Genomic DNA, 3,369 nt, shown 5'->3' with positions numbered 1-3,369 from the left:
GGCCGCGGCCGCCGGGCTGACCCCGCTGCGCGGCCCGGGCCTGGTGGTGACGCTCTCCGATGCGCAGCGCGACGCCGAGGGCCGCTTTCCGCGCGACGCCTCCCCCGACGATCTGGTGGTGCACCAGCAGGACATCGAAGCGGTGCTCAACGCGATGTGGAACGCCGGCGCCGAGGGCATTCAGGTGCAGGACCAACGGATCATCGCGACCTCGGCGCCGCGCTGCGTGGGCAACACGCTGCTGCTCAACGGCCGCACCTACAGCCCGCCCTACGTGATCACCGCGATCGGTGACGCCGCGGCCATGCAGGAGGCGCTGGCGGCGGCGCCGATGGTGACGCTGTACAAGCGGTACGCGGCCCGGTTCGGGCTCGGCTACACCGAGGAAGCCGGTGATGTCGAACTGGTCGGCCACACCGAACCCGTCCGGATGGAGTACGCCCGGCCGATGGGTCCGCTCGGCTACTGAGTCCGCCGGTGTGGACGGTAACCTGTGCCGATGCAGGTCTTGGTCGTCGACAACTACGACAGCTTCGTGTTCAACCTGGTCCAGTACCTGGGTCAGCTCGGGGTGGACGTGCAGGTGTGGCGCAACGACGACGACCGCCTGGCGACCGCGGCCGACGTGGCCGCCGCGGTCACCGAATTCGACGGGGTCCTGCTCAGTCCCGGACCGGGCACCCCGGAGCGCGCCGGTGCCTCCATTCCGCTCGTCCACGCCTGTGCGGCCGCGCGCACCCCGCTGCTGGGTGTGTGCCTGGGCCATCAGGCGATCGGCGTGGCCTTCGGCGGCACGGTGGACCGCGCCCCCGAGCTGCTGCACGGCAAGACCAGCACCGTGCACCACACCGACCGCGGCGTGCTCAAGGGCCTGCCGGATCCGTTCATCGCCACGCGCTATCACTCGCTGACCATCCTGCCCGACACGGTGCCGGCCGAACTCGAGGTCACCGCCAACACGGACGGTGGGGTGATCATGGGCGTGCAGCACGTCGAACTGCCGATCCACGGTGTGCAGTTCCACCCGGAGTCGATCCTCACCCAGGGCGGGCACCGGATGCTGGCCAACTGGCTGGGGTTCTGCGGGAGCCGGCCCACCGAGGGGCTGGTCCGCCGGCTGGAGGACGAGGTCGCCGGAGCGGTGGCGGCGGCTACGACGCGAAGTTCAGCGTGATCGTCGAGCCGTAGTTCACCCCGGTGCCCGGTGCCGGGTTCTGGTTCACCACCGCGTTGGTGCGCTCACCGCTGTTCTGCACGTCTGCGCCCTTGTCGAGGATTCCCGTCCAGCCCAGTGCGCGCAGCCGCGGCTCGGCGTCGGTCCAGAACATCCCGGACAGATCCGGCATCACGAACTGATTGCCCCGCGACACCTGGATCTGGATGACGGTGTCCTGGGGAACGGTCTGTCCGGACGTAGGTTCCAAGCCGACCACCAGGCCCGCCGAGTTGGTGCTGTCGACCTGCACCGGCACCGTGTTGAGGAACCCCGAGGCGGTCAGGACCTCCTGGCAGGTCTGCTGAGTCTGCCCGACGCAGTCGGGCACCATCGCGGTGGCCGGGCCGCGACCCACCACGATGGTGATCTCGTTGGTGATCGCCGAGGTCTGGTTGGCCGGCGGCAGGGTGGAGAGCACCCGGTCCTTCTGCTCGGGTGTGGACTCCGACGTCGTCTGCCGGAACCGTTCGAAGCCGGCGTCGGTGAGTTCTTCGACCGCCTGCCCGTAGGTCAGGCCGGAGACGTCGGGCACCTCGCGCTGCTCAGGTCCGGTGGAGACGTTGACCGTGATCTCGTCACCGGCGGCCACGGCGCTGGCGGCCTCGGGGTCGGTGCTGATGACATGGTCGGGGGGCACATCGGAGTCGGGCTGCTGCTGGGTGCGGATGGAGAAGCCGCGGTTCTGCAGCTCGGCGATGGCGTCGGCGGAGACCTGGCCGCTGACATCGGGCACCTGCACGTCGCGGGGCCCGCCGCCGACCATGTTGATCGCGACGGTGACCACCACGGTCAGCACCGCCAGCACCGCCACGGCCACCAGCCAGCGGGCCACCGACCCGGTGCGCGGCTGCTCCTCGTAGCGGGCCTGATGCGCTCCGCCGACCGGGTCGATCGGCTCGGTGCGATCCGAGGAGGGCATCGCCGAGAGCATCGAGGTCCGCTCGGCGTCGGTGAAGATCTTCGGCGCGTCCGGGGTCTCCCCGCTGTGCACCTTGACCAGGTCCGTGCGCATCTCGGCGGCGGTCTGGTAGCGGTTGTCGGGGTTCTTGGCCAGCGCCTTGAGCACCACCGCGTCGAGGTCCGGGGAGATGGCGGGGTTCTTCTCCGACGGCGGGACCGGGTCCTCCCGGACATGCTGGTAGGCGACCGCGACCGGGGAGTCACCGACGAAAGGCGGCTCACCGGTGAGGATCTCGTAGAGCACACACCCCAGCGAGTACACGTCGGAGCGGGCGTCCACCTTGTTGCCGCGGGCCTGTTCCGGGGAGAGGTACTGCGCGGTGCCGATCACCGCGGCGGTCTGGGTGACCGGGTTGCCGGCATCGGCCAGCGCCCGGGCGATGCCGAAGTCCATCACCTTCACCGCACCGGACTTGCTGATCATGATGTTGGCCGGCTTGACGTCGCGGTGGATGATGCCGTGCTGGTGGCTGAAGTTCAGTGCCTGGCAGGCGTCGGCGATCACCTCGATGGCGCGCTGGCTGGGCATCGGGCCCTCGGTGTGCACGATGTCGCGCAGCGTCACCCCGTCGACGTACTCCATCACGATGTAGGGCAGCGGCCCGGTCGGCGTCTCGGCCTCCCCGGTGTCGTACACCGCGACGATGGCGGGATGGTTCAGCGCCGCCGCGTTCTGGGCTTCCCGGCGGAACCGCAGATAGAAACTCGGGTCGCGGGCCAGATCGGCGCGCAGCACCTTGATCGCGACGTCGCGGTGCAACCGCAGGTCGCGTGCCAGGTGGACTTCCGACATTCCGCCGAAGCCCAGGATCTCGCCGAGCTCGTAGCGGTCGGAAAGGTGTTGTGGGGTCGTCATCGCAACATCTGTTCTGACCCGTCCCGCGTCGGGGAACCGACGTCGTCAACGGGTCCTGCTAACCAGTATTCCTGAGGTTCGTCCGCACCCCGCGGCGGCGGCGCCGCCGCGGGGGACTCCGCCGGCAGCGTCTGGGTGCTCTGGTTCTGGGGCGGGGCCTGGTCGCGGCGATCCTGGGCGTTGAGCACGATCAGAATGGCGATGACGATCGCCAGCGCCCCGAGCACGCCGGCCGCCCACAGCAGCGCCCGCTGCCCCGAGGAAAAGGTGCGCCGCGGTGGTGGCGCGGAGCGGTGGTGGCTGCCGGTGGTGCGGGTGCGGTTGACCGGTGCCGGGC

At 70.1% G+C, this 3,369-nt stretch carries 3 protein-coding genes and 1 pseudogene; 2 read left to right on the top strand and 2 right to left on the bottom strand.

Annotated features, from left to right (window positions below; all coding sequences use genetic code 11):
- On the top strand, positions 1-469 hold a 469-nt coding region (locus ACXAID_RS27555), incomplete at its 5' end, for a DUF881 domain-containing protein (protein ID WP_475025347.1).
- Between the two features lie 30 nt (positions 470-499).
- The gene (locus tag ACXAID_RS27550) at positions 500-1,174 is read left to right on the top strand and encodes an aminodeoxychorismate/anthranilate synthase component II (RefSeq protein WP_475025346.1); all 675 of its coding nucleotides are present in this window, start codon (positions 500-502) and stop codon (positions 1,172-1,174) included.
- Here the strand turns inward: ACXAID_RS27550 and pknB are convergent.
- Positions 1,152-3,032, bottom strand: coding sequence for a Stk1 family PASTA domain-containing Ser/Thr kinase (pknB, locus tag ACXAID_RS27545; RefSeq protein ID WP_475025345.1), 1,881 nt, complete (start codon positions 3,030-3,032; stop codon positions 1,152-1,154). The genes ACXAID_RS27550 and pknB overlap by 23 nt on opposite strands.
- Positions 3,029-3,369 (bottom strand): annotated as a pseudogene (locus ACXAID_RS27540) (serine/threonine protein kinase); the annotation flags it as partial. The gene pknB and the pseudogene ACXAID_RS27540, both read right to left, overlap by 4 nt.

This window comes from Mycobacterium sp. ABE4_509, assembly GCF_056160785.1.
The sequence above is the reverse complement of the archived record's forward strand: the minus strand, read 5'-3'. Positions and strand labels throughout refer to the sequence as shown.